Annotated in this window: 20 protein-coding genes, 1 tRNA gene and 1 pseudogene; 8 read left to right on the top strand and 14 right to left on the bottom strand. The window is 74.2% G+C overall.

Translation table 11 applies throughout. From position 1 onward, the window contains the following. Positions 1–2: 2 nt before the first annotated feature. The 5 genes and pseudogenes from selA to fdh all read right to left on the bottom strand — a co-directional run. Positions 3–1301, bottom strand: coding sequence for an L-seryl-tRNA(Sec) selenium transferase (selA, locus tag JQN84_RS19185; protein ID WP_204959766.1), 1299 nt, complete (start codon positions 1299–1301; stop codon positions 3–5). Between the two features lie 21 nt (positions 1302–1322). Then, positions 1323–1418: transfer RNA gene (locus tag JQN84_RS19180), tRNA-Sec, on the bottom strand. Between the two features lie 44 nt (positions 1419–1462). Continuing rightward, positions 1463–2632 carry an NrfD/PsrC family molybdoenzyme membrane anchor subunit gene (gene nrfD / locus JQN84_RS19175; RefSeq protein WP_204959765.1) on the bottom strand — a complete coding sequence of 390 codons (1170 nt, stop codon included), beginning with the start codon at positions 2630–2632 and terminating at the stop codon, positions 1463–1465. Beyond that, the gene (locus JQN84_RS19170) at positions 2629–3711 is read right to left on the bottom strand and encodes a 4Fe-4S dicluster domain-containing protein (RefSeq protein ID WP_204959764.1); all 1083 of its coding nucleotides are present in this window, start codon (positions 3709–3711) and stop codon (positions 2629–2631) included. Before JQN84_RS19170 ends, nrfD begins: the two co-directional genes overlap by 4 nt. A 58-nt stretch (positions 3712–3769) precedes the next feature. Next, positions 3770–7009 (bottom strand): annotated as a pseudogene (gene fdh / locus JQN84_RS19165) (formate dehydrogenase); the annotation flags it as partial. A 362-nt stretch (positions 7010–7371) separates the two neighbouring features. Between fdh and JQN84_RS19155 the strand changes: the two are divergent. Continuing rightward, positions 7372–7704: a hypothetical protein gene (locus JQN84_RS19155; protein ID WP_204959761.1), complete on the top strand. Its 333-nt coding sequence runs from the start codon at positions 7372–7374 to the stop codon at positions 7702–7704. After that, positions 7701–8354, top strand: a complete 654-nt coding sequence (locus tag JQN84_RS19150; protein WP_204959760.1) for a nucleotidyl transferase AbiEii/AbiGii toxin family protein — start codon at positions 7701–7703, stop codon at positions 8352–8354. Before JQN84_RS19155 ends, JQN84_RS19150 begins: the two co-directional genes overlap by 4 nt. A 43-nt stretch (positions 8355–8397) precedes the next feature. On the opposite strand, the gene JQN84_RS19145 is transcribed toward JQN84_RS19150, so the two are convergent. Next, on the bottom strand, positions 8398–9300 hold the full coding sequence (locus JQN84_RS19145) for an SDR family oxidoreductase (RefSeq protein WP_307821325.1): 903 nt from the start codon (positions 9298–9300) through the stop codon (positions 8398–8400). 233 nt (positions 9301–9533) lie between these two features. On the opposite strand from JQN84_RS19145, the gene JQN84_RS19140 reads away from it, so the two are divergent. Further along, the gene (locus tag JQN84_RS19140; RefSeq protein ID WP_204959759.1) at positions 9534–11336 is read left to right on the top strand and encodes a bifunctional metallophosphatase/5'-nucleotidase; all 1803 of its coding nucleotides are present in this window, start codon (positions 9534–9536) and stop codon (positions 11334–11336) included. Between the two features lie 73 nt (positions 11337–11409). Here JQN84_RS19140 and JQN84_RS19135 read toward each other — a convergent pair whose 3' ends face one another. Continuing rightward, positions 11410–11586 carry a hypothetical protein gene (locus JQN84_RS19135; RefSeq protein WP_204959758.1) on the bottom strand — a complete coding sequence of 59 codons (177 nt, stop codon included), beginning with the start codon at positions 11584–11586 and terminating at the stop codon, positions 11410–11412. An 81-nt stretch (positions 11587–11667) separates the two neighbouring features. Between JQN84_RS19135 and JQN84_RS19130 the strand changes: the two genes are divergently transcribed. Then, positions 11668–12702 (top strand): NAD(P)-dependent alcohol dehydrogenase, encoded by a 1035-nt coding sequence (locus tag JQN84_RS19130; RefSeq protein WP_204959757.1) that lies wholly within the window; start codon positions 11668–11670, stop codon positions 12700–12702. 21 nt (positions 12703–12723) lie between these two features. Here JQN84_RS19130 and JQN84_RS19125 read toward each other — a convergent pair whose 3' ends face one another. After that, positions 12724–13881 (bottom strand): geranylgeranyl reductase family protein, encoded by a 1158-nt coding sequence (locus JQN84_RS19125; RefSeq protein WP_204959756.1) that lies wholly within the window; start codon positions 13879–13881, stop codon positions 12724–12726. A gap of 139 nt (positions 13882–14020) precedes the next feature. On the opposite strand from JQN84_RS19125, the gene JQN84_RS19120 reads away from it, so the two are divergent. The 3 genes from JQN84_RS19120 (at position 14021) to JQN84_RS19110 (ending at position 17517) form a co-directional block, all read left to right on the top strand. Beyond that, entirely contained in the window at positions 14021–14257 is a 237-nt protein-coding gene (locus JQN84_RS19120) for a hypothetical protein (RefSeq protein ID WP_204959755.1), read from the top strand. Between the two features lie 61 nt (positions 14258–14318). Further along, the gene (locus tag JQN84_RS19115) at positions 14319–15791 is read left to right on the top strand and encodes an MFS transporter (protein WP_204959754.1); all 1473 of its coding nucleotides are present in this window, start codon (positions 14319–14321) and stop codon (positions 15789–15791) included. Positions 15792–15891: 100 nt separating this feature from the next. Further along, on the top strand, positions 15892–17517 hold the full coding sequence (locus JQN84_RS19110) for an alkaline phosphatase D family protein (RefSeq protein ID WP_204959753.1): 1626 nt from the start codon (positions 15892–15894) through the stop codon (positions 17515–17517). Between the two features lie 57 nt (positions 17518–17574). Here JQN84_RS19110 and JQN84_RS19105 read toward each other — a convergent pair whose 3' ends face one another. The 5 genes from JQN84_RS19105 to JQN84_RS19085 form a co-directional block, all read right to left on the bottom strand. Continuing rightward, positions 17575–18267, bottom strand: a complete 693-nt coding sequence (locus JQN84_RS19105; RefSeq protein ID WP_204959752.1) for a hypothetical protein — start codon at positions 18265–18267, stop codon at positions 17575–17577. A gap of 301 nt (positions 18268–18568) precedes the next feature. After that, positions 18569–19027, bottom strand: coding sequence for a VOC family protein (locus tag JQN84_RS19100; protein ID WP_307821323.1), 459 nt, complete (start codon positions 19025–19027; stop codon positions 18569–18571). A gap of 56 nt (positions 19028–19083) precedes the next feature. Then, the gene (locus JQN84_RS19095) at positions 19084–19710 is read right to left on the bottom strand and encodes an MBL fold metallo-hydrolase (protein WP_204959751.1); all 627 of its coding nucleotides are present in this window, start codon (positions 19708–19710) and stop codon (positions 19084–19086) included. Then, positions 19707–20795, bottom strand: coding sequence for an S-(hydroxymethyl)mycothiol dehydrogenase (locus tag JQN84_RS19090; RefSeq protein ID WP_204959750.1), 1089 nt, complete (start codon positions 20793–20795; stop codon positions 19707–19709). The genes JQN84_RS19095 and JQN84_RS19090 overlap by 4 nt, the downstream gene beginning before the upstream one ends. Before the next feature lie 67 nt (positions 20796–20862). Further along, positions 20863–22485 (bottom strand): MFS transporter, encoded by a 1623-nt coding sequence (locus tag JQN84_RS19085; RefSeq protein ID WP_281897446.1) that lies wholly within the window; start codon positions 22483–22485, stop codon positions 20863–20865. Between the two features lie 56 nt (positions 22486–22541). Between JQN84_RS19085 and JQN84_RS19080 the strand changes: the two genes are divergently transcribed. Then, positions 22542–23990, top strand: coding sequence for a cryptochrome/photolyase family protein (locus JQN84_RS19080; RefSeq protein WP_204959749.1), 1449 nt, complete (start codon positions 22542–22544; stop codon positions 23988–23990). Positions 23991–24050: 60 nt separating this feature from the next. Here the strand turns inward: JQN84_RS19080 and JQN84_RS19075 are convergent, their stop codons facing one another. Beyond that, complete coding sequence (locus JQN84_RS19075; protein ID WP_204959748.1) at positions 24051–24959, bottom strand: SDR family NAD(P)-dependent oxidoreductase; 909 nt, start codon at positions 24957–24959, stop codon at positions 24051–24053. Positions 24960–24989 lie beyond the last annotated feature (30 nt).

Genomic DNA, 24989 nt, shown 5'->3' with positions numbered 1-24989 from the left:
CTCTACTCGGCCGTCCGCAACACCACGTCGCGCAGCGTGTCGTCGGCGTCGGCGGGGACGCAGCGCAGATCCAGCAGCAGTCGTCCCCGGACCACCCGGCCGAGCACCGGTGGATCACCCAGCCGCAGCGCGGCGGCGTACCGTTCGGGCAGGCTCAACGCCCACGAGTCCAGCTCGACGCCGGGTGCGCCGCCCCCGCCGACCACGGCGACGCTGGGCACCACCTCGGCCTTGCGGCCCGCCGCGCCGAGGGCGTCGCGCAGCCGTTCGCAGCGGTCCCGCAGCACGGCCGGGTCGGCGTGCAGGGCGTCGCGGGTCGGGGTGGTCGGCCCGTGCAGGGTGGCCGCCAACGCGGCGAGGGTCAGCTTGTCGACCCGCAGCGCCCGCGCCAGCGGGTGCCGACGCACCAAATCGACCAGGTCGGCGTCGCCGAGCAGCAGCCCGGCCTGCGGGCCGCCGAGAAGCTTGTCGCCGCTGGCGGTGACCAGGTGCGCCCCGGCCCGCAGGGTGCCCGCCGCGTCCGGCTCGGCGGGCAGCAGCGGATCGGCGGTGAGCAGACCCGAACCGATGTCGACGACCACCGGCACGCCGAGGGTGGCCAGCTCGTCGACCCCGACGGCCGAGGTGAAGCCGGTGACGACGAAGTTGGACGGGTGCACCTTCAGCACGAACCCGGTGTCCGGGCCGACCGCCCGGGCGTAGTCGTCGCGGGTGGTGCGGTTGGTGGTGCCGACCTCGTGCAGCCGGGCACCGGTGCTGGCCAGCAGGTCGGGCAGGCGGAACCCGTCGCCGATCTCCACCAGTTCGCCCCGGCTGACCACGATCTCCCGGCCGGCGGCCAGCGCGGTCGCGGCGAGCACCAGGGCCGCCGCCCCGTTGTTGACCACGTGCACGGCTGCGGCGTCGGGCACCGCGGCGGCCAGCGCGGCCAGCGCGTCGCGGCCCCGCCGGGCCCGGCGGCCGGTGACCAGGTCCAGTTCCACGTCGGTGCTGCCAGCGGCGGCGACCAGCGCGTCGACGGCGGCCGGGGAGAGCACGGCCCGGCCGAGGTTGGTGTGCAGCACCACCCCGGTGGCGTTGAGCACCGCCCGGGGGGTCGGGGCGGGCAGCGCGGCGATGGCCGCGTCGCGGACCTCGCCGGGGGTGATCTCGCCGTGCCGGGCCCGCTGCTGGGCACGGCCGACGGCCGCCTTGACCCGGGCCCGGCCGAGGGTCGCCACCGCCGCGGCCAACGCCGGATCGGCCAGCAGCGTGTCGGTGCGGGGCACCCGCCGACGCGGATCGGCCGCCGCCTCACCCATGCGTGTCATCCCCCCGGTGGTTGGCGGAGACGGACGGGAATCGAACCCGCCTGGCCCGGATCCCGGACCACACCAGCTTTGAAGGCTGGGAGGGGCACCAGCCGCCTGAACGCCTCCGCCCCCGAGTCAACCACAGGCCCGCCCCGGTAGTGCGGCGGGTGTCAGACCAGCCCGGACTGCCGGCGGCGGAGGCGTTCGCGCTGCGGCAGCACCGTGTACTTCGGATCCCGCGCCGAGGCCACCCCACCGTGGAAGATGCCGAACCGGGTGGCCACCGACGCGGCCAGCAGCGCCGTGCCGGACAGCGCGGACAGCACCCGGCTGCGCCGCCCGGCCAGCGCACCGACCACCCCGGCGGCGGTGAGCAGCCGACCGGCGCGCAGCAGCCGACCCGCCGTACCGAGCCGGTAGGGCTCACTGAGCAGGCCCAGCCGGGTCTCCACCGAGTGCGCGCCCCACAGCTCCAGCGCCGCCCCGGCCACCGCCATCCGACGGGCCGGCCCGGCCTGGGCGCAGGGCGCGGCGAGCAGCCCCACACCGGCACCGCTGGCCAGGGCGCTGCCCGCGAAGATGGTCGGCAGCTCCGGGTACGCCTCGTGCCAGGACGGCACCGCCGTGCCGGCCAGCAGCACCCCGGTGTACGTGGCCAGCGCGGGCGCGACGACGGCGGCGGCCAACCCGGCGGCCTGCCCGGCCGGCGGCAGCAGCCGACGCACCGGGGAGAACACGCCGCGTGCCGGCAGCAGCGGTGCACCCTCGGCGACGGCGGCCAACCCGGCGGCCGGGCCGTAGGCGGTGAGGATCCAGGTGCCCACCGACATCGGTGAGGTCGGTTTCGCCACCCGCAGCATGTGGTGGAACCGGGCCGGCCGACCCAGGTCGTTGATGAGGAAGTAGGCGCTGGCGGTGACCGCGCCCAACGCGGTGACCCGACCGGCCCGGCGCAGCGCCGGCCGGCCGGTGAGCTGCCCCCCGGCGGCCAGCAGCGACGACCCGGCGGCCAACCCGCCGGTGAACAGGTACGCGGCGATGTCCCACCGCCACACCGGGGCCTTGAGGATCGGCCGGCCGTAGTAGGAGGTGAACTCCGCCTCCGGCACGCGCAGTTCCTCGCCGCCGCGCCCGCCCCGCCGCCGCGCCACCGGCGGCACGTCCCGGGGCGGTACGACGACCGGCGCGTCGGCAGCGTCGGCCGGGCCGAGGGCTCCGGCCGGGCCGGCACCGACCTTCGGGCCGTGGCCGAGCCGGGTGGAGGAGCGCACGCCGTCGGCCGCGAGCCGGGCACGGAAGCCCCGGAACCGCTCCCCCACCGGGATCCGGCCCGCGCTCACGACGATCCTCCGACGAACGCGGCGACGGCCGCCGCCGTCATGGCCAGCGCCGCCAGCCCGGCCCGCCGCCACATCCGGGGCAGGTCCCGGGTGGTGACCACCGGGTCCGGGGGCAGGCCGTACACCTCGGGCTCGTCGAGGAGGAGGAAGAACGCGCCGTCGCCGCCGACACCGTCGGTCGGGTCGTGGCCGTAGAGCCGGGCTTCCGGCACGCCCCGCTCGTGCAGCGTGGCGACCCGCTGCGCGGCCCGCCCGCGCAGCTCGTCGAGGGGACCGTACTGGATGGACTCGGTCGGGCACGCCTGGGCGCAGGCCGGGGTCATCCCCGCGCCGAGGCGGTCGTAGCACAACGTGCACTTCCACGCCCGGCCGTCGCCCTTGCGCTGATCGATCACCCCGTACGGGCAGGCGGAGATGCAGTAGCCGCAGCCGTTGCAGATGTCCTCCTGCACCACGACGGTGCCGAACTCGGTGCGGAACAGCGACCCGGTGGGGCAGACGTCCAGGCAGGCGGCGTGGGTGCAGTGCTTGCAGACGTCCGACATCATCAGCCAGCGGAAGTCGGTGCGGGACTCGGCACCGGTGCCCCGGCCGGGTGGCGCGGCACCGGGCATCCCGAGGAAGCGGGTGGCCGACCCGGCCGCCGTGGCGTCCGGGGTGGCGGTGGTCGGGCTGGCCATCCGGGCGGCGGCGTCGGGGTCACCCGGGGGTACGCCCGGGGTGGTACCGCCGGTGCTGCCGGTGCCGGCGGCGACCGCCGCCGACGTCGCGGCCGCCGAACCGCCTGTCGGGTTCCCGGCGAACGCCGCGCTGCGGTGCCCGGCCGGGACCGGCTGTTCGACGAAGGCCACGTGCCGCCAGGAGTTCGCGGTCAACGCGCCGGTGTTGTCGTACGACATGCCGAGCAGGTCGAAGCCGGACTCGGGGACGGCGTTCCACTCCTTGCAGGCCACCTCGCAGGCCTTGCAGCCGATACAGACGCTGGTGTCGGTGAAGAACCCCATCCGGGGGCCGGCGGACGTCCAGCCCGCGTCCGGGGCCGGATCGAGCGGGCCGTACAGGCTGTTGCCGTCAGGCATGGTCGGCGCCCTTCTCCCGTGGCCCGTCGTCGCTGCGACCCGCCGGCCGGCGGACCCGGGTCGTCACCGTCGGCGGACGTTCACCGGGCACGATGCCGGCCCGTCGACGGTAGTCCTCCACCAGGTCCCGCAACGGCGGGCCGGTCGGTCGCCGGCCCGGCCGGATGTCACAGGTGCCGACCTTGCTCTCCTGGATGAGCACGTTCGGGTCCAGGGTGATGCCGAACAGGTCGTTGGCCGAGTCGCCGGTGACCAGGCCCTCGTACCCGAAGTGGTACGGCAGCCAGAGCTGGTGGATCACCCGACCGTCCACCCGCAACGGGGTGAGCCGGTCGGTGACCAGCACCTTCGCCTCGATCACGGCGCGGGCGCTGATCAGGTGCGCCCAGCCGAGATGGGTAAGCCCCGCCTCGGCGGCCAACTCCGGGGACACCTCCACGAACATCTCCGGTTGCAGCTCGGCCAGCGGGCGCACCGTCCGGCTCATCGCCCCGGCGGTGTGGTGCTCGGTGAGCCGGCTGACCGTGAACACGTACGGGAAGACCTGGCTGTGCTGCTGCGGCGGGCTCGGATTCACCGAGTTCACCGGATGGGCGTAGACCTTGCGGGTGGGGTTGGCCTGCTGGCCGTAGAGCGGGTTGCGCATCGGCGACTCCGCCGGCTCGTAGTGCGTCGGCAGCGGACCGTCGAGCACCCCGCTCGGCGCGTACAGCCAGCCCTTGCCGTCGGCCTGCATGACGAACGGGTCGTCGCCGGCCAGCGCCGCCGGGCCCGACGCCCCCTGCGGCGGGCGGTACGTCGGCGGTTTCGTCTTCTCGAAGTCCGGCACGTCGTAGCCGGTCCACTCGCCGGCCTGCGGGTCCCACCAGACGTACTTCTTGCGGTCGCTCCACGGGCGGCCCTGCGGGTCGGCCGACGCCCGGTTGTAGAGGATGCGCCGGTTCGCCGGCCACGCCCAACCCCACTGCGCGGCCACCCAGTCCTGCTCGTGCCGGGACTTCCGCCGGGCGGCCTGGTTGACGCCGTCGGCGTAGACGCCGGAGTAGATCCAGCAGCCCACAGCGGTGGAGCCGTCGTCCCTGGCCTCGGTGAACGAGGACAGCGGGCGACCGGTGGCCACGTCGTAGCCGTTGATCTCGCGCAGCACCGCCTCGGCGCTCGGCTCGGCGTGCGGGCCGTGCAGGGGGTAGTCCCAGGCCAGGTCGAGCAGGGCGCGGTCGCGCCGGTGGGGGGAGCCGGCCAGCTTCTCCCGCAGCCGCCGCCCCAGGTGGTAGAAGAACCACAGCTCGGAGCGGGCGTCGCCAGGCGGCTCGACGGCCTTGTCCCGCCACTGCAACAGCCGCTGGGTCTGGGTGAAGGTGCCCTCCTTCTCCACGTGCGACGCGGCCGGCAGGAAGAACACCTCGGTGCGGCACTCGGTCGGGACGATCTCGCCGGTGGCCACCTCCGGGCCGTTCTTCCAGAAGGTGGCGCTCTCGATCATGAACAGGTCGCGGACCACCAGCCAGTCCAGGTTGGCCATGCCGAGCCGCTGCGCCCGCCCGTGCGCCGAGCCGACCGCCGGGTTCTGGCCGAGCAGGAAGTACCCCTTGATCTTGCCGTCGATCATGTTCAGCACCTGCTGGTAGGTGCCGTGGTCGCCGGTCATCCGGGGCAGGTGGTCGTAACAGAAGTCGTTCTCCGGCGTCGCCGCGTCCCCCCAGTACGCCGTGAGCAGGCTCGCCGCGTACGCCCGCGCGTTGCCCCAGAAACCCTTCTGCCCGGGGTGGCGGATGCTGTCCACCCAGTCGTCGAACGTCGGGTGGTCGGCGTGGTGCGGCATCGGCAGATAGCCGGGCAGCAGGTTGAACAGCGTCGGGATGTCGGTGGAGCCCTGGATGCTGGCGTGCCCGCGCAACGCCAGGATGCCACCACCCGGACGACCCATGTTGCCCAGCAGCAACTGGATGATCGCCCCGGTGCGGATGTACTGCACGCCGACGCTGTGCTGGGTCCAGCCCACCGAGTAGACCAGGGCGCCGGTGCGGTCCCGGCCGGAGTTCTCCGTCCAGGCCCGCGCCAGCTCCAGGAATTTTTCCCGGGGGATGCCGCAGACCCGCTCCACCATCTCCGGGGTGTACCGGGCGAAGTGCCGGCGCAGGATCTGGTAGACGCAGCGCGGATGCTGGAGCGTCTCGTCCCGCTCGGTCTGCCCGTGCACCTGCGCGCCGTGCGACTCGTGCCGCAGGCCGGCCGCGCTGTCGCGTTCCTTGGCGGTGTGCCCGCTGCCGGAGTCCCCCTCGTGCCCGGCGTACTGCCAGCTGGTCTGCACGTAGCTGTCGGTGTTCGGGTCGTAGCCGGAGAACAGGCCGTCGCCGTCCTCGGTGTCGGCGAACTGCTCGCTGACGATCGTCGCCGCGTTGGTGTACGCCAGCACGTACTCCCGGAAGTCCAGCTCGTTGTCCAGGATGTAGCGCACCACCCCACCGAGCAGGGCGATGTCGGTGCCCGCCCGGATCGGCAGGTACGAGTCGGCCACCGCGCTGGTGCGGGTGAACCGGGGATCGACGTGGAAGACCTTCGCGCCGCGCCGCTTGGCCTCCATGACCCACTGGAAGCCCACCGGATGGGCCTCGGCCATGTTCGACCCCTGGATGACGATGACGTCAGCGTTGGCGAGGTCCTGTTGGAAGTCCGTCGCGCCACCGCGACCGAAGCTGGCCCCCAGACCGGGGACGGTGGCGGAGTGTCAAATGCGGGCCTGGTTCTCGATCTGGAGTGCCCCCATCGCGGTGAACAGCTTCTTGATGAGGTAGTTCTCCTCGTTGTCCAGCGTCGCCCCGCCGAGGCTGGAGATGCCCAGCGTGCGGTGCAGTGGCCGGCCGTCGCCGTCGACGTCCTCCCAGGTCTGCTCGCGGGCGGCGAGGACCCGATCGGCGATCATGTCCAGCGCGGTGTCGAGGTCCAGGTCCTCCCAGTCGGTGGAATACGGCCGGCGGTAGCGGACCGTGGTCTGCCGCAGCGGGCTGGTCACCAGGCTCCGGCTGGCCGAGCCCTTCGGGCAGAGCCGCCCCCGGGAGATCGGGCTGTCCGGGTCGCCCTCGATCTGGGTGACCTGCCCGTCGGAGACGTACACCCGCTGCCCGCAGCCGACCGCGCAGTACGGGCAGACCGAGCGGACCACCCGGTCGGCGGTCTCGGTGCGGGCGGTCAACCCGGCGGACCGGTCCGACTGCGCCGCCGCGCCCCGGCCGAGCGGGTCGGTGCCGGTGAGCTGCCGGTAGACCGGCCAGCCCGCGATGAAGGTACGCAGACCCACCGCGCCCCTCCCTCCCCGCCTGATCCGACCCTCTGAACATAGGCCAGCGGGGCGGAGGATGCGAGGATCTTTGCCCACCGACACGGCGCTGCCCCCGACCGGTCCGGTCGGGGGCAGCGATCACGGTGGCGGAGCGCCGGTGTGCATGTCGCCTCTCGGCGCGTGGCGCAACGCGGCTCCAGCCGAACGGAACTCCGCGACGGCAATTCAGGTGAGGCCCGGGGACACTGGACACACCGACGCTCCTGCCCACCAGGATACCCCGCGTCGGCCGTGCCCGCCGGGTCGCGACGGGCCCGGCCGACGACGTCCTGCGGAAAGCCGCGTGCCGGAGCAGGTCGCGGCGGCGTTACCCTGACAGCATGCAGGCCACCCTGGCGACCGCCACCCCGCTGGCCCGGCCGGGTCGGCCGGTGGTGGTGGCGCGCACCCTGGCGGAGCTGACCGGCCCCACGGGCGGGACGGTGGAGCTGCCGGTGCGGCTGATGTGGAGCAGCGAGCGCACGTTCGACCTGGCCGACCCGGACGACCTGCTCTGGCTGTACGAGAACGTGCTGCGCGAGACCACCCGCGCCGACGACCTGCGGGCGTTGATCGACGGACGCACCCTGTGCCGGGTGTGGCGACGGCTCAACCTGCCCCGGGGGGTCCGGTCGGCCTGGGAGAGCCGGCACCGGGGTCTGCGGACCGCGTGACCCACCTGCACGACTTCTACCGGGAGGTCGCCCGGGTCGCCCTCACCGCGGCCGGGCCGCACCGGTTCGTCCTCGGCGGCGGGGTGGCGTGGGCGGCGCACGGCCTGGTCACCCGCCCCACCGAGGACGTCGACCTGTTCGCCGACGTGGAGGGGGCCGCCGAGGCCGCGGCGGCGGAGGTGTGCGCCGCGCTGGAACGTGCCGGGTACACCGTCGCGGCGGCCGACCCGGACAGCGACCTCGGTGACCTGTTCGAGGGCTTCGACCGGGACATCCGGGACTTCGTGGTCGGCCGGGACGACCGGCAGATCCGGCTCAGCCTGGCCCGCCTCGACCGGTACCGCTCGCCGGTGGTGATGGACCTCGGCCCGGTGATGGACGTCCGCGACCTGATCGCCAACAAGACCGCCGCCCTGGTCAACCGGCGGGAGGCCCGCGACTACATCGACGTCGCCGCCGCGCTGGCGCAGTACCCGGTCGCCGAGCTGCTGAGGCTGGCCCGGCAGGTGGACCCGGCGCTGGCCGACGAGGACGTCCGGGCCGCCGGCCGCTACCTGGACCGGCTGCCGGACCGGCGGCTCGCCCGCTACGGCCTGGACCCGGCGCGGATCGCGCAGGTCCGCCGCCGGCTGGCCGACTGGCCCCGCTGACCGCCGGGCCGGGGCCGGCGTCCCGGCCCGGCGGACGGGTGGATCACCTGGTGAACCGGCCGCCGGTCACGCCCAGGATCTCCCCGGTGACGTAGCTGGACTCCTGCGAGGCGAAGAAGACGTACGCGGGTGCCAGTTCGGCGGGCTGCCCGGGCCGGCCCAGCGGGGTGTCGGTGCCGAACTTCTCCACCTTCTCAGGCGGCATGGTCGCCGGGATCAGCGGCGTCCAGATCGGGCCGGGCGCGACCGCGTTGACCCGGATGCCCCGGTCGGCGAGCTGCGCGGCGAGCCCCTTGGTGAAGTTGGCGATGCCCGCCTTGGTGGTGGCGTAGTCCAGCAGCGGCGGCGACGGGTCGTACGCCTGGATGGAGGTGGTGTTGATGATCGTCGCGCCCTCCTTCAGGTGCGGCAGGGCGCTGCGGCACAGCCAGAACATCGCGTACAGGTTGGTCTTCATCACCCGGTCGAACTGGTCGGTGCTGATCGCCTCGATGCCGTCGTCCTGGGCCATCTGGTAGGCCGCGTTGTTCACCAGGATGTCCAGGCCGCCGAGTTCGGTCACCGTCCGGTCGACCAGGTCACGGCAGTGCTGCTCGTCGGTCAGGTCGGTGCGCACCGCGACCCCACGCCGGCCGGCCTGCTCGACCAGCCGGACCGTCTCCCGGGCGTCGGCGTCCTCGTCCTCGTCGAGGTAGGACACCACCACGTCGGCGCCCTCCCGGGCGAACGCGATCGCCACCGCCCGGCCGATGCCCGAGTCACCGCCGGTGATCAGGGCCCGCTTGCCCGCCAACCGGTCACTGCCCCGGTACGACGACTCGCCGTGGTCGGGCTCCGGCCCCATCCGGTCGGTCCGGCCGGGCGTCGACTGCTGCTGCGCCGGTTGACCCTCCTGGTGGCCGTACTGGGCGTTCGGGTCCTGCGGGGTGTACTGGTCCTGGCTCACCGTGCGGCTCCCTGCCTGGTTTGGTCCCTTCTGGGTCACCTGGTCACCTACCCCCGCGGACCGGCCGGAAACAACCCGCGCCGGGCACCCGACGACGGCGGTGTGACCGGCAGGTGGCCGCCGACGGCGCGGTGGCCGAACAGTGCGGGCCACTGTGGCAGGAGTGACCGCTGCTCGTTATGGTGCGCAACGGCGCTTACGAGGCGCGTCCATCCCCGTCGAAGGGCACCCCCATGACCTCCTCCTCCGGCGCTTCGCGCCGTCAGGTGCTGGCCGTCGCCGCCGCCGCGGCCACCGCCCCGCTGATCGCCGGCGCGCCGGCCCAGGCGGCCGGGCGGCAGGGCCCGAAGGGTCCGAAGACCTGGGACCTGACCGTCCTGGGCACCTCGGACACCCACGGCAACGTCTACAACTGGGACTACTACCGCGACGCCGAGTTCGACGACAGCAAGCACAACGACGTCGGCATCGCCAAGCTCGCCACCCTGGTCAACCAGATCCGCGCCGAGCGCCGGGGCCGGGCCACCCTGGTCCTCGACGCCGGCGACACCATCCAGGGCACCCCGCTGGCCACGTACTACGCCAAGCAGGAGCCGATCACCGTCACCGGCGCGACGCACCCGATGGCCCGCGCGATGAACATCCTGCGGTACGACGCCGTGACGCTGGGCAACCACGAGTTCAACTACGGGCTGCCGCTGCTGGCGACCTGGATCGGCCAGTTGGGCTTCCCGGCGCTGGCCGCGAACGCGGTGAACGCGAGGACCGGTAGGCCGGCGTTCCAGCCGTACGTGCTCAAGCGGGTGCGGCCCGGCGGCCCCGGCTCGCCGACCCTGACCGTGGGCATCCTCGGCCTGACCAACCCCGGGGTGGCCATCTGGGACAAGGGCAACGTCGAGGGCAAGCTGGTCTTCCCCGACATGGTGGAGACCGCCGCGAAGTGGGTGCCGGTCATGCGGCAGCGGGGCGCGGACCTGGTCATCATCTCCGCCCACGGTGGCGACAGCGGCACCTCCAGCTACGGCCCGGAGCTGCCCAACGAGAACCCGGTGGCGTTGATCGCCCAACAGGTCCCCGGCATCGACGCGATCCTGTTCGGCCACGCCCACAACGAGGTGGTCGAGAAGTTCGTCACCAACACCGCCACCGGCGCGCAGGTGCTCACCGCCGAACCGTCCAAGTGGGGGCAACGGCTGACCCGGATGGACTTCACCCTGACCCGGGAGCGGGGCCGCTGGAAGGTCGTCGCCAAGGGCGCCACCATGCTCAACACCAACACCGTGGTCGAGGACCCGACGGTGCTCGCCGCCGTGCGGGGCCAGCACGACAAGACCGTCGGGTACGTCAACACGGTGGTCGCCCGGTCCACGCAGGAACTGTCGGCCGCCGAGTCGCGTTACCGGGACACCCCGATCCTCGACTTCATCAACCACGTGCAGACCGAGGTGGTCACCGCCGCGCTCACCGGCGGCCCGTACGCGGCGCTGCCGGTGCTGTCGATCGCCGCGCCGTTCAGCCGCACCGCCGTCTTCCCGCAGGGCGACGTGCGCATCCGCGACGTCGCCGGGCTGTACGTCTACGACAACACCCTGGAGGCGGTGGTGCTCACCGGCGCCGAGGTGAAGGCGTACCTGGAGTACTCGGCGAAGTACTTCACCACGCTGCCCGTCGGCGCACCCGTCGACCCGGCGACGATCAGCGACCCGGCCGTGCCCGACTACAACTACGACGTGATCTCCGGGCTGGACTACGACGTCGACGTCTCCCGGCCGGTCGGGCAGCGGATCACCCGGCTGGTGCTGCCCGGCACCGACACCCCGGTCGCCGCCGACGCGCAGTTCGTGGTCGCGGTGAACAACTACCGGCGCAGCGGCGGCGGGAACTTCCCCGGCATCGTGAAGACCCAGGTCTACAACGCGCAGCAGGAGATCCGCCAGCTGCTCATCGACTGGGCACAGGCCAAGGGCACCATCGACCCGGCCGACTTCTTCGTGCCGAACTGGCGGCTGGTCCGCGCGGGCGCACCGGTCTTCTGAGCCGCCCGGCCGTCGCTTCGACGCCGGCCGGCCGCCGGACCCCGGGGTGGCACCCCGGGGCCCGTCGGCATGCTCAGCCGCCCGAACGCAGGTCCTGCTCGTACCGGCCGGGGGTCGGGTCGGGCTGGTAGCGGGGCGGGTCGGTCTCGGTCGACGCCGTCCGGTCCTCGGGGCGGACCGGCGGCGGCAACTCCCCGAAGCGGACGTGCCGCAGGAAAGCGTGCTGCTCGTCGGTCAACGATTCGCTCATGACCCGTAGTGTGCGCCCGGCATCAAGGCCGGCGGGAGGGGTAAGCGCGCGGGAACCGGTCGGCGACGAGAGGACGAAACCATGCGCGCGGTACGGATGACCGCCCCCGGGGTGCTCGAACAGGTGGAGGTGCCCACCCCGACGCCCGGCCCCGGCGAGGTGCTGGTACGCGTCGGCGCGGTCGGTGCCTGTCACTCCGACCTGCACATCCTCGATTCCCCGCCGGGCCTCTACCCCACCCCGATCACCCTCGGCCACGAGATCGCCGGCACCGTGGACACCCTCGGCGACGGCGTCACCGGCTGGTCCGCCGGGGAGCGGGTCGCCGTCTACGGGATCATCGGCTGCGGCACCTGCCGGGGCTGCCTGCGGGGCCGGGAGAACGAGTGCCGCACCGTGCCCGTCGGCGGGATCGGGCTCAGCCGCGACGGCGGGCTGGCCGAGCACGTGGTGGTGCCCGCCTCCCGGCTGCTACCCGTCGGTGACCTGGAGGTGACCCAGGCGGCGCCGCTGACCGACGCCGGGCTGACCCCGTACCACGCGATCGAGCTGGCCCGGCCGGCCCTGCGGCCGGGGACGTCGGTCGTGGTGATCGGCATCGGCGGCCTGGGGCACATGGCGGTGCAGATCCTCGCCGCCACCACCGCCGTGCGGATCATCGCGGTGGACAGCAACGTCGCCGCCCTCGACCTGGCCACCCGGGTCGGCGCGCACCACGTGGTGCCGGCCGGCCCCGACACGGTCGACCGGATCCGGGAACTGGTCGGGCCGGCACCCGACGGCGCGGACGTGGTCATCGACTGCGTCGGGGTGGACGCCACCCTCACCACCGCCCGCGGCGTCGTCGCCACCGGCGGCCGGCTGCTGCTGGTCGGGTTGGGCGGCGGCACCCTGCCGGTGCGGCCGGTCGCCGACGAGCCGCCCACCGTGCCGTTCGGGACCAGCGTCACGGTCCCGTTCTGGGGCACCCGGGCCGAACTCCAGGAGGTGATCGCCCTGGGCCGGGCCGGGCTGCTCGCCGCCGACGTGCAGACCTTCCCGCTGGAGCGCGCGCCCGAGGCGTACGACCTGCTGCGGGCCGGCGACATCCACGGCCGCGCGGTGATCGTGCCCTGACCCCGCCCGCCGGCCGGCGGGTCAGCGAACGGGCGACCCGGCCGGCTGCGGGCCCCGGGCGGGCAGCCGGTCCAGCAGGGCCGCCACGGCCCGCACCGGCATCCGGTCCATGGTCCGGTCGAAACTCAGCCGGCCCTGGCAGAACCGGACGAACATCGACCAGCCGGCCGGGGTCGCCACGAACGCGTGGCACAGCTCCGGGCGGCGGGCGAACAGGGTCAACATCCGCCGCCCGGCGCGCATCGACGGCACCAGGCGCTCCTGCACGTCGCGGGGGTAGCGGTCCAGGTCACCGGCGGCGACCGCCGCGCCGGCCAGCGTCCCGGAACGCAAGGCGTAGCTGATCCCCTCCCGGGTCCACGGCTCCAGCAGGCCGGCCGCGTCCCCGGCCACCAGCACCCGGCCGTGGGCAAGCGGCGAGTCGTCGGCCCGGCACCGGGTCAGGTGCCCGGAGTCGTGCGCGGCGGGCACCTGCGCCAGGCCCAGCCGGTCGAGGAAGTCGTGCAGGTAGGCGCGGGTGCGCTCGCCCTCGCCCCGGGCCCCGATCACACCGACGGTGAGCAGGTCCCCCTTGGGGAACACCCAGCCGTACGCGCCGGGGAACGGGCCCCAGTCCAGCAGCAGCCGTCCCCGCCAGCGGGCCGCCTGCGCGGGTGACACCGGCAGTTCCCGTTCCAGGCCCAGATCCACCTGGCCGTACCTGACGCCCACGTGCCGGGCGGTCACCCCGGCGGAACCGTCGGCGCCGATCACCGTCCGGGCGGTCACCTCGGAGCCGTCGGCCAGGCGGACGCGTACCGTGTCGGGGTCCTGGTCGAGGGCGCGTACCGCGACGCCCTCGCGGACCTCGGCCCCGGCGGACACCGCCGCCGCGCGCAGCCGGTCGTCGAACTCGTCACGGCGCACCATGGTCACCAGCGGGGTGCCGTGCCGGCGGGTGAAGCCCCACCGGCCGTCGTGGGTGAAGGTGACCCGGTCGACCCGGTCGTGCGCCGGCACCTCGATCCGGCCGGCCACCATCGACAGCGAGGTGCCGATCAGGCCACCCCCGCAGGTCTTGTAGCGGGGGTGCACGGCCCGGTCCAGCACCAACGTCCGCACGCCGGCCGCGGCGGCCTCCCGGGCGGCGCTGAGCCCGGCCGGCCCGGCACCGACCACGACGAGATCCCAGATGATCATGCCGTCCAGGGTAGGGCACCGGCCCGCCCGGGGGCGCGCACGACCGGCCGTCGGGCAGGCATTGTCGGGCGGCCAGCGGGTAAGCCGCGCCACCCGGACCGCCCGACCGGCCGGCCGGGGTCACGGCAAGGAGGGCACCATGCAGCAGGTACGTCTGTCGGAGGTCGAGGTGCGCGTCTACGAGGCCGTCAGCGTGCTGGAGACACGCGGCCAGGTGCCGTACCCCGACCTGATCGCCGCGGAGGCGGGGCTGGCCGAGCAGGACGTCCACGCGCCCCTGCACCAGCTCACCGAGAAGGGCCTGCTGCACCGGGAGGACTCGCCGCTGGCCGGACTGGACTTCGGCCCCCGCTGGTGCGCCCGCCAGCCGGCGTGAGCGCCGCAGCGCCGCGCCGACCCCCCGGTTTGCCGCACCGGCCCCCGGGTAGCGCTGCGGCATGCCCGATCACCAGTCCGTCGCGCCCGACCGCCCCGACACCGACGGTCCCGTGACCGGCCACCCCGACGACCGCCGCCGCTGGCAGGCCCTCGGCGTCGGCCTCGTCGCGGCGTTCATGACCCTGCTGGACGTCAGCATCGTCAACGTCGCCGTCCCGTCGATGGACCGGGCGTTGCAGGCCAGCCCGAGCGACCTGCAGTGGGTGCTGTCCGGCTACGCGCTGACCTTCGGGCTGGTCCTGGTGCCGGCCGGACGGTTCGGCGACGCCCGGGGCCGCCGCAACGCCTTCGTCGTCGGGGTCGCCCTGTTCACCGTCACCAGCGCGCTGGCCGGGCTGGCCCAGTCCCCGACCTGGCTGGTCGCCGCCCGGCTGCTGCAGGGCGTCGCCGCCGGGGTGGTCAACCCGCAGGTCACCGGCCTGATCCAGCAACTGTTCCGGGGTGCGGAGCGGGGTCGCGCGTTCGGCCTGCTCGGCGCGACCATCGGCATCTCCACCGCCGTCGGCCCCCTGCTGGGCGGGTTGCTCATCCAGCTCGGCGGGGAGGACCACGGCTGGCGGTGGGTGTTCTTCGTCAACGTCCCCGTCGGGGTGCTGGCGGTGCTGCTCGGCTGGCGGCTGCTGCCCACCCGGGCCGCCGGCCGGCTCGACCGGCACCGACTCGACCCGGTCGGGGTGCTGCTGCTCGGCGTCGGCGTGACGCTGCTGCTGCTGCCGCTGGTGCAGCGGGAACAGTGGCCCAGCCCGTGGAAGTGGGGGCTGATCCCGGCCGGGCTGGTGGTCCTGGCCGCCTTCGGATGGTGGGAACACCGCTACGGGCGCACCCGCACCCCCCTGTTCGACCTGGGGCTGTTCCGGCTGCGGTCGTACACGATCGGGGCGGTGATCGCGCTCATCTACTTCGGCGGCTTCACCGCGATCTTCTTCATCTTCACCCTCTACCTGCAGAACGGGCTCGGCTACCGGGCGTTGACCGCCGGCCTGGCGATCACCCCGTTCGCCCTCGGGTCGGCGCTGGCCGCCGCCCTCGGCGGCCGGCTGGTCACCCGGTTCGGCCGTCCGCTGGTCGGGATCGGGCTGGTCATGGTGCTGGTCGGGCTCGGCGGGGTGGTGTTCGTGCTACGCGGCGACCCGCACGGCTCCATCCCGCTGCTCACCGCGCTGCCGCTGCTGCTCGCCGGGCTGGGCAGCGGCCTGGTGATCACCCCCAACCAGACGTTGACCCTGTCCGAGGTGCCGGTACCGCAGGCGGGCAGCGCGGCCGGCATGTTGCAGACCGGCCAGCGGATCGGCTCCGCCGCCGGCATCGCCGCCGTCGGCGCACTGTTCTTCTCGTCGCTGGCCAGCACCGACGGCCAGTGGTCCGCCGCGTTCCGGCACTCCCTGCTGCTGGCCATGGGCATCGTCGCGTTGGCCCTGGTCGCCGCCGCCACCGACATCGTGCTCAACCACCGCGCCGCGCACCGTCGCTGAGCCGCCGTCCACGGACGACACCAACCCCCGGGGAACCGTCGGCGAACACTGACCGCACGGGGCTGCGGACGCACCGCGACAGCCGGTAGACACATAGACCATGACGAACACCCTCGACCGTCGTACCCTGCTGCGCCTTGCCGGCGCCTCCGCCGGCACCGCCGTCCTCGCCGGCGCCACCCTCGCCGCGAGCGGTCCCGCCCACGCGGCGGCCGGCGCGTTCCGGCACGGGGTCGCCTCCGGCGATCCACTGCCGGACGGCATTCTGCTGTGGACCCGGGTCACCCCCGTCCCCGAGGCGCTGCCCGGTTCCGGCCTCGGCCCGGACGTCGACGTGCGCTGGCAGGTCGCCGCCGACCCCGACTTCGCCACGGTCACCGCGCAGGGCGTGGCACCGACCGGCCCCGCCCGCGACCACACCGTCAAGGTGGCGGTGACCGGGCTGGCCCCGGCCACCACGTACTGGTACCGGTTCGGCCACGGCGACACCTGGTCGCCCACCGGCCGGACGATGACCGCCCCGGCGGCCGACGCGGCCATCGACCGGCTGCGGCTGGGCGTGGTGTCCTGCGCGAACTGGGAGGCCGGGCACTTCGCGGCCTACCGGCGGCTGGCCGACCGGGGCGACCTCAACCTGGTCGTGCACCTCGGCGACTACCTCTACGAGTACGGCACCGGCGAATTCGACGCCGGCGGCACCGTGGTCCGCCCGGTGGTGCCCGAGCACGAGACGCTGACCCTGGCCGACTACCGGGTCCGGCACGGGCTCTACAAGACCGACCCGGCCCTGCAGGCGCTGCACGCCGCCGTGCCCTGGGTGATCACCTGGGACGACCACGAGGTCGCCAACGACGCGTGGTCGGGCGGGGCGGAGAACCACACCCCGGGCTCCGAGGGCGCGTGGTCCGACCGGGTCGCCGCCGCCCGGCAGGCGTACCAGGAGTGGATGCCGGTGCGCATCGGCGCGGACGGGGCGATCTACCGGCGGTTGCGTTTCGGCCGGCTCGCCGAGCTGTCCATGCTGGACCTGCGGTCGTACCGGTCGCAGCAGGCCGGCGGCACGGCGGTGGACGACCCGACCCGCACCATCGCCGGCACGGCCCAGCTACGGTGGCTCGAAGACGGGCTGTCCGGCTCGACGGCACAGTGGAAACTGGTCGGCAATCCGGTGATGATGGCCCGGGTCGACCTGGGTTCGCTGCCGGCGTGGCTGCTCGGCCCGCTGGCCAAGCTGCTCGGCATCCCGCAGAACGGCGCGGTGCTCAACCCCGACCAGTGGGACGGCTACAACGCCGACCGCAACCGGCTGGTCGACCACCTGCGGGCCACCGACACCCGGGACGTGGTGTTCCTCACCGGCGACATCCACACCTCGTGGGCCAGCGAGGTGACCACCCGCTCGACGGGGTTGACCAACCCGGCCGCCGCCGAGTTCGTGGTGCCGTCGGTGACCAGCGACAACCTCGACGACGTCCTGGGGCTGCCGGCCGGCAACGGGCTGAGCCTGCTCGGCGCGACCCTGCTGCGTTCGACGAACCCGCACGTGAAGTGGACGGAGCTGGACGGGCACGGCTACGGCGTGCTGGAGGTGACCCCGCAGCGCTGCCGGATGGACTGGTACCACCTGGTCGACCGGACCAGCCCCGACAGCGCGAGCCGCTGGGCCGCCGGGTTCTCCGTCGGTGCCGGGTCGGCGAGGCTGCGCCGGGAGGACGCGCCGGCCTGACCCGGACAGACGCCGACCGGCCGGCCCCGTCGCGGGGACCGGCCGGTCGGGCCCGGGTCACCAGAGCTGCTGGACGATGTCCGCCGCCTGCTGCTCCCACTGGGCGTACGCGTACGGGTACGCCGAGACCTGCACGGTCTGGGCGGCGGCGGTCAGCGGCAGGTCCTCCCAGCCGGGCACGTTCTTCAACGCGCCGAAGAACGCCCGGGAGGCGTACCGCGGATCGGTGACCTGCTCGGGCGTGCCCCACCCCGACGACGGGCGCTGCTGGAACAGGCCCTGCGAGTCGTGGTCGTTGTACGCGCCGAGGTGCCCCAGGTTGTACAGCTTGGACTCCTGCAACGAGGTGGCCACGCCGATCACCGCACCGCGCTCGCCCACGCCGCTGCGCTTGGCCTCGGCGACGATCTCCCTGGCGTTGGCGAGTTGCGCGTCGTCGAGCGGGACGCGGGACTGGGCGCCCTCGACGCCGCGCGGGATGAGGTCGTCGGTGCTCGGCTTGCCGGCCGGCACCTCGGTGGTGGGGGTGCCGGTGGTCAGGCCGGACTCGACGGTGACGCCCTGCCGGCCCTTGCCGGTGGCCAGGTCGATCGCGGCGCGGGCGCCCTCGTGGGGGCCGCTGGTGACGGGGGCGGCCACGGCGGCCGGCCCGAACGCCAGGCCGCCGAGGGCGGCGACGCCGGCGATGCTCAGTGCGGTCCTGCGGTCCTTCGCGATGGCCGGGAGCCATCGAGTGAAGTCAGGCTTCACGATGGTTGCCCTTTCGATCGTGGCGACGCGCTCCGGGGTGAGCGGGCCTCGGGGGATCTGCCCCGCCGGCCGGAGGTGTGCTGACCGGCGTACGGGGAACACAACCCACCGCCCCTGTCCGTCATTCCGGAAATGCGCACGCCACGTCGGGCTGTGGCCCGGGTCACCGGCAACCCACACCCCGGGGCCTCATACCGGACAAGCCGCCCATGCGGCGCGACAACGCCCAGCGGGCGTGGACCGGGTCAGGACGGCGGAACCGGGCGGCGGCAGGTCCCGGGCGGACGCCTCCGCGCCGACGTCAGCCGTCGATGCCGAAGCCGTCGGCGGTGGACCGCTCGTCGAGATCCTGCAACTCCTGGAACACGGTGAGCTGAAGGCCGGCGGGCACGTCGAGGCGGGAGTTCAGCGAGTGCCACGGGGTGACGGTGGGCGGGGCGACCTCGGTGGCCCCGGCGGCGACCAGCCGGCCGGTCACGGAGGCGGCGTCGTCCACCTCGACCGCCAGCCGTAGCCTCGGGGCCACCTGACGGCCCACCTCGACGTCGTCGATCATCCGCTTCTGCGCCGGATTGGCGATCTCCAGGGTCGCCCGGCCCGCCTCCAGGATCACCACCCGGGCCTCCCCCGCACCGGAGTACGCGGCCTGCTCAGGCAGGCCCAGGGCGTCCCGGAAGAATGCCACCGCCGCGTCGTAGTCCTCGGCCTCCACCACCAGGCGCAGCTGTCGTACGCCCGGAGGGCGGTCGTCGTCGGTCACCCGGCCGATCCTAGGCCGGTGGGGCCGGGCGGCACCCGCCGCCCGGCCACCGCGGTTCAGTGGCCGCGGGCCAACCACTCCTGCAGGTGGGGGGCCTCCGCGCCGACGGTGGTGTCGTCGCCGTGCCCGGTGTGCACCACCGTGTCCGCCGGCAGGGTGAGCAGCCGGGTCCGGATCGACTCCACGATCGTGGCGAAGTCGCTGTACGACCGGCCGGTGGCCCCCGGACCACCGGCGAACAGGGTGTCCCCGGTGAACACCGCCCCCAGCGCCGGAGCGTGGAAACTGCACGCGCCGGGACTGTGCCCGGGGGTGTGCAGCACCCGCAGCACGGTGTCCCCGACCGTGATCTCCTGCCCGTCGGTCAGCTCCCCGTCCGGGGCCAGCCCGGGGTGCACCAGATCCCACAGCACCCGGTCGGCGGGATGCAGCAGGATCGGCGCGTCGGTGACCTTCGCCAGTTCCGGGGCGACCCGGACGTGGTCGTCGTGGGCGTGGGTGGCGAGGATCGCCACCACCCGCCGGTCGCCGACGACCCGACGGATCGCGGCCACGTCGTGCGGGGCGTCCAGCACCACGCACTCGGTGTCGTCGCCGACGACCCAGACGTTGTTGTCGACGTCGAAGGTCTGCCCGTCGAGGGAGAACGTGCCGGAGGTGACGGCGTGGTCGACCCGGATCACGGGAACACCACCACCGACCGCAGCACGTCCCCGTCGTGCATCCGGTGGAACGCCGCCTCCACCTGGTCCAGGGCGATCTCCTCGGTGACGAAGGCGTCCAGGTCGAGGCGACCCTGCAGGTAGAGCTGGGTGAGCAGCGGGAAGTCCCGGCTGGGCAGGCAGTCGCCGTACCAGCTCGACTTCAGCGCGCCGCCCCGGCCGAACACGTCCAGCAGCGGCAGGTCGACGGTCATCTGCGGGGTGGGCACCCCGACCAGCACCACGGTGCCGGCGAGGTCCCGGGCGTAGAACGCCTGCTTCCAGGTCTCCGGTCGGCCCACCGCGTCGATCACCACGTCCGCGCCGAACCCGCCGGTGGCGGCCCGGATCGCCTCCACGGCGTCCTCGGCGGAGGCGTCGACGGTGTGGGTGGCGCCGAACCTGCGCGCCCAGTCCAGCTTGCGGGCGTCGGTGTCCACCGCGACGATCGTGGTCGCGCCGGCCAGGACGGCTCCGGCGACCGCCGCGTCGCCGACCCCGCCGCAGCCGATGACGGCCACCGAGTCACCCCGGGTGACCTGCCCGGTGTTCATCGCCGCACCGAGGCCGGCCATCACGCCGCAGCCGAGCAGCCCGACGGCGGCGGGCCGGGCCGCCGGGTCGACCTTGGTGCACTGGCCGGCGTGGACCAGGGTCTTCTCGGCGAACGCGCCGATGCCCAGGGCGGGGGTCAGCTCGGTGCCGTCGGTGAGCGTCATCTTCCGGGCGGCGTTGTGGGTGTCGAAGCAGTACCACGGCCGGCCCCGGCGGCAGGCCCGGCACTGCCCGCAGACCGCACGCCAGTTGAGCACCACGAAGTCGCCGGGCGCGACGTCGGTGACGCCCTCGCCCACCTGCTCCACCACCCCGGCCGCCTCGTGGCCGAGCAGGAACGGGTAGTCGTCGTTGATGCCGCCCTCCCGGTAGTGCAGGTCCGTGTGGCAGACCCCGCAGGACTGCACCCGCACCACCGCCTCGCCGGGCCCCGGGTCGGGCACCACGATCGTGGTGACCTCGACCGGAGCGCCCTTGCTCCGTGAAATGACGCCCCGGACTTCCTGGCTCACGCTGTGTCCTCCCTGCCTGCCGGCCCGACGGCCGGATGGGTCCCGCTCACCGCCGAACCTACCGCGATCATGCCGCCCGACCCATCGGTCCGCCGGACCCGCCACCCGCCGGCCGCTCACCGCCGCCGTCGGGCCGCTCCCCCGGCGGTACGCACACCGCCGTCACCGACGGGCCGGGGTCGGTGGCCCGCACCCACCTGCGGGCGGCGTTGCGGTAGCGCAGCACCTGGACCGCGCCCAACGCCCAGAGCAGGTACTGCACCGCGAACGCCCACCGGAACGCCGACAGCGGCGGATCGGACGCGCCGGCCGGGGTGGTCAGGTCCAGCACCACCCCGATCGCCAGCACCAGCACGATCGAGGCGACGAACCCGCCGACGTTGACGATGCCGATGGCGCTGCCGATGCGGTGCACCGGGTTGAACGTGCGGGCGTAGTCGAAACCGATCACCGCGCCGGGGCCGCCCAGGGCGAGCACCAGCACCAGCACCACCAACAGCCAGTACGGCGAACGGCCCGGCCAGGCCAGCACCACCGCCCAGACCGCGGCGCTGGCCGCGGTGACCACGAGGACCAGCGCCGAACGGTGGAACGGGTGCCGGGCGCACAGGTGGGCGACCACCGGCCCGGCGACCAGCGTCCCGACCGTCATCAGACTGAGCAGCGACGCGGCGGCCGTCGGCGTCAACCCCTGCCCCTGCACCAGGAACGGGTAACCCCACAGCAGCGCGAACACGGCCCCGGAGAACTGGGCGACGAAATGCGTCCACAGGCCCAGCCGGGTACCCGGCTGGGCCCAGGCCGCGGCGAGTTCCCGCCGCACGGCGGACAGGGCGGGGGTGACCGCCACCCCCGGCCCGACGTGCGGGGCGTCCCGGACGGCGACGAGCACCAGCAGCACCGCCGTCGCCCCCAGCCCGGCGGCGACCAGGAACGCCGGGGTCCAACCGGCCCGGTGCAACAGCGCCACCAGCGGCACCGCCGCGAGGATCGCACCGAGCTGACCGACCATGCCGGTGAGCTGCACCAGCAGCGGGTTGCGGCGGCCCGGGAACCAGAATGCGACGATCCGCAGCACGCTGATGAAGGTCATCGCGTCGCCGAGGCCCACCAGCACCCGGGCGGCGACGGCGAGCCGGACGTCGGTGGCGACGGCGAAGCAGAGCTGCCCCGCGACCATCAGCGTCCCGCCGGCCAGCAGCAGCCGGCGGGAGCCGTACCGGTCCAGCAGCATGCCGACCGGGATCTGCATGGCCGCGTACACGGCGAGCTGGGCGACCGAGAACACGGCGAGGGCGGAGGCGTTGATGGCGAACCGGTCAGTGGCCTCCACCCCGGTCACCCCGAGGGAGCTGCGGTGGAACACCGCCGCCAGGTAGGCGGTGACGGCCACCGACCAGACCACGGTGGCCCGCCGGACGGTGGGTGCGGGGGCCACGCTCACCGGCGTGCCGGGCCGACGCCCGCCGCGCCGGCCCGGCCGGCGTGGTCGCCGTAGCGGGCCGGGGACCGGCTGGTCGGCGGCGTGCTGCGGCAGCAAGACATCCGCGTACGACGATCCGTCATACCACCATGGTGCGTCGGCGTCGGGGCGGCGGGCGGCGGCGGGTGCGCCGACGGTGGCCCGCGCCACTGCCCGACGCACCCGGCCCGACGGCGCGTCGCCGGGCGGGCTGGCAGGGGCGATCACCGCGACCGATCGACCCCGGCACGTGGGGTGACCGGACGGCTGGGCACAATCGACGCATGTCTCCCCGCCGGTGGCTGCTCGCCGATCAACTCGGGCCGCACTTCCTGGACGACGACCAGCAACCGGTGCTGCTGGTCGAGGTCGCCGACCTGTTCCGGCGTCGGCGGCTGCACCGGCAGAAGGCGCACCTGATCCTCAGCGCGCTGCGCCACCGCGCCGCCGAACTCGGCGACCGGGCGGTGCTGCTGCGCACCGCGACGTTCCGGGAGGCCCTGGCGGCCGTCGACGGCCCGGTCGAGGTCTGCCACCCGAGCACCAGGGCGACCCGGGACTTCGTCAGGTCCGTGCCGGGGCTGACGGTGCTGCCGCCCCGAGGTTTCATCACCGACCGGGCCGACTTCACCGACTGGGCGGACCGGCCCCGGCGGGGCCCCCTGCGGATGGTCGACTTCTACCGCTACGCCAAGCGCCGCCACGGTGTGCTCACCAGCCCCGGTCCGGCCGACCGTGGCCGCACCGCCCCGCCCGGGCGCACCCTGGACGTGCCGCCGCCACCACCGATCGTCGAGGACGACATCGACGCCGAGGTGCGGGCCGACCTGGACCGGTGGGAACGCGACGGGGTGCGGTTCGTCGGCCGGGACGCCCCCCGCTCGCATCCGGCCACCGCCAGCGAGGCCGAAGACCGGCTGACCCACTTCCTGCGGCACCGGCTGCCCGCGTTCGGCCGCTACGGCGACGTGATGAGCGCCGAGGACCCGGTGCTGGCGCACGGGATGCTCTCCGCCGCGTTCAACCTCGGGCTGCTCGACCCGGCGGCGGCGGTGTCCCGGGCGGAGGCGGCGTGGCGGTCGGGCGACGCCCCGCTGGCCTCGGTGGAGGCGTTCGTCCGGGGGGTGCTCGGCTGGCGGGAGTTCCTCTGGCAGCTCTACTGGTACGTCGACCCGCCCTACCGGGGCACCGGTTGGCTCGCCGCCACCGAACCGCTGCCGCAGTGGTTCGAGGACCTCGACGCCGACGCGGTGGAGGCACGCTGCCTGGCCGACGTGCTCGCCGGGGTGCGGGACCGGGCCTGGGCGCACCACGCCCAGCGGCTGCTGGTGCTCGGCAACCACGCGTTGCAGCGCGGCTGGCGGCCCACCGAACTGGTCGACTGGTTCCAGCGCAGCTTCGTCGACGGCGCCGAGTGGGTGATGAACACGACGGTGCTCGGCATGAGCCAGTACGCCGACCTGGCCCGGGTGGACACCCGCCCGTACGCCGTGGATGGGCGGTACATCGACGAGATCAGCGACTACTGCACCGGTTGCCGCTACCAGCCGGACCGGGAACTCGGCGACCTCGCCTGCCCGTACACCGGCGGGTTCGCGGCGTTCCTGCACCACAACCGGGAACGGCTGGTCGGCGACCCGCGGCTGGCCGCGGAACTGGCCGCCCGCGACGACCCGGAACGCCGGGAGGCGGTGCTGGCGCAGGAGGAGAAGCGGGGCGGCAACCCGCCCTGACCGGCCGTCCTCCCGCGGCCACCGTCCCGGCCGTCGGGGGCGTCGTGCCCCGGCCGGTGGTCAGGCGACCTCACCGGCGGGCAGTTCCGCCGGCACCGGGGCCGCCACCCGGGCGGTCGACACCGACCGTGGGCCCGGACCACCGGCGAGCCGGACCCCAGCGGCGACCAGCCGGCCGTACGAGCCGGGCGCGACCCGGGCCAGCAGGTCGGGCAGCTTCGCCGACCAGCCGATCAGCACCCGGCCGCGTCGACGTTCGACACCGCGCAGGATCACCTCGGCGGCCTGTTCGGCAGGGATGGACAGCAGCTTCTCGAACTGCCGCCGCGCCGCGTCGAACTCCTCGCGGGGCACCCCGACGCCGACCCGGGCGTTGCGGGCGATCCGGGTGGCGATGCCGCCGGGGTGCACCGACGTCACCCCGATGCCGTCGTCGGCCAACTCGTGCCGCAGCGCCTCGGTGAAGCCCCGCAGGGCGAACTTGCTGGCCGCGTAGGCGGTCTGCCCGGCCGGGGCGATCAACCCGAACAGGCTGGACACGTTGACCAGGTGCGCGCCGGGTTCGGCCCGCAACGCCGGCAGCAGGGCGTGGGTGAGCTGCACCGGCGCCCGGAAGTTGATGTCGACGACCCAGTGGAACTCGTCCATGGTGACCTGGTCGAAACGGCCACCGAGGGCCACCCCGGCGTTGTTGACCAGCAACCGGACCCGGGGATGCCGGGCCATGACCTCCTCGGCGACCCGGGCGGTGGTGCACAGGTCGGCCAGGTCGACCAGGTGGGTGTCGACCTGACGCCCGGGATGCGCGGCCCGGACCGCGGCGGCCACCGCGTCGAGCCGGTCGCCGTCGCGGTCGAGCAGGACCAGGTCGCTGCCACGCCGGGCCAACCCGTGGGCGAGGGCCTCGCCGATTCCGCTGGCGGCACCGGTGACCACGGCGGTCCCGGCCGTGAAGTCGAAGTTACGCACGCGGCCTCCTTGCTGCGGGAAAGAGACGAT

It is taken from the genome of Micromonospora humidisoli, from assembly GCF_016900955.1.
GTDB classification, from domain to species: domain Bacteria; phylum Actinomycetota; class Actinomycetes; order Mycobacteriales; family Micromonosporaceae; genus Micromonospora; species Micromonospora wenchangensis.
The sequence above is the reverse complement of the archived record's forward strand: the minus strand, read 5'-3'. Positions and strand labels throughout refer to the sequence as shown.